Here is a 1,361-nt window from a genome sequence, read left to right as displayed (position 1 = left end):
CGGCGGACGCCCGGCGCGGGCCCCGGCGGCGTGTGCCGGGCGGCGTACGGCGGCCTCGCCGGGGCGCCCCGCATCGTCCGCCCGGCGCCCGGCATCGGCCGATCGGCTGATGCGACGACGAGCGCGTCGGCCGATACCGGACGGCCGCCCGGAACGGGATCGTCGGGGCCATGGCAATCATCGAGGTGCGCGATCTGCGGAAGGCGTACGGCGGCAGGCCCGTCGTCGACGGGGTGGGCTTCGCCGTGGAGGAGGGGGAGGTCTTCGGGATCCTCGGGCCGAACGGCGCGGGCAAGACCACCACCGTCGAGTGCGTCGCGGGACTGCGCGTCCCGGACGGCGGGACGGTACGGGTCGCGGGGCTCGACCCGGTGCGCGACCACGCGCGCGTCACGGGGCTGCTCGGCGTGCAGCTCCAGGAGAGCCGGCTGCAGGCGAAGCTGACCGTGCGGGAGGCGCTGGAGCTCTGCTCCGCCTTCTACCCGCGGCCCGTCGACTGGCGGCCGCTCGCCGCCCGCCTCGGCCTCGACGCGAAGCTGACGACGCGGTTCGCGAAGCTCTCCGGCGGCCAGAAGCAGCGCCTGTTCATCGCCCTCGCCCTGATCGGCGGCCCGCGCGTGGTCGTCCTCGACGAGCTGACCACCGGGCTCGACCCGCGGGCCCGCCGGGACACCTGGCGGCTCGTCGAGGAGATCCGCGACTCCGGCGTGACGGTCCTGCTGGTCACCCACTTCATGGAGGAGGCCCGGCGGCTGTGCGACCGGGTGGCGGTCGTCGACCGGGGGCGCCTCGCCGCGCTGGACACGCCCGCGGGCCTCGTGGCGCGGTCGAGCGCCTCCACCACCCTCTCGTTCACGCCCTCGCAGCCGCTGGACGAGGAGGAACTGGCCGGGCTGCCCGAGGCGGTCTCCGTGACCGTGCGGGGCGGCCGGGTGGTGATCGACGGCACCGACGGGACCGTCAACGCCCTCATCACCCTGCTGGCACAGCGCCGCGTGACGGCACACCAACTGCGCGTCACCGAAGCCTCGCTCGACGACGCCTTCCTCGACCTCACCGGCGACGGCGAGGGCGGCGGGCCGTCCCCGGCGGTCCCGCCCGCCCCCGTCACCGCACCGCCCCGGTCCGGCGCCCGGTCCGCCGCGGACGGCCCCGCGGGCCCGCCCGCCACGACCGTCGCCGGCAGCGAACTCCCCCCGTCCATCAGAGCGGTCGGCACATCGGCACCCACCGACGGCGGACCCGACTCGTCGTCCGCACCCGACAGCGGCGGCGCGAACACGGTCGCGGGCAACGGCACCGAACCGTCGTCCGCCGCCCCGTTGGTGTCCGTCCCGGCCCACGCCGCCGCACCCGTACCG

General features: G+C 76.8%; 1 pseudogene. It reads left to right on the top strand.

The window, feature by feature from the left end:
* Positions 1–170: 170 nt before the first annotated feature.
* Positions 171–1,058, top strand: a pseudogene (locus tag L1885_RS28370) (ABC transporter ATP-binding protein); the annotation flags it as partial.
* Positions 1,059–1,361 lie beyond the last annotated feature (303 nt).

It is taken from the genome of Streptomyces fuscigenes (genome assembly GCF_021556455.1).
GTDB classification, from domain to species: Bacteria; Actinomycetota; Actinomycetes; order Streptomycetales; family Streptomycetaceae; genus Streptomyces; species Streptomyces fuscigenes.
Note: the sequence above shows the minus strand (reverse complement) of the source record. Positions and strands in the feature narration are given on the sequence as shown.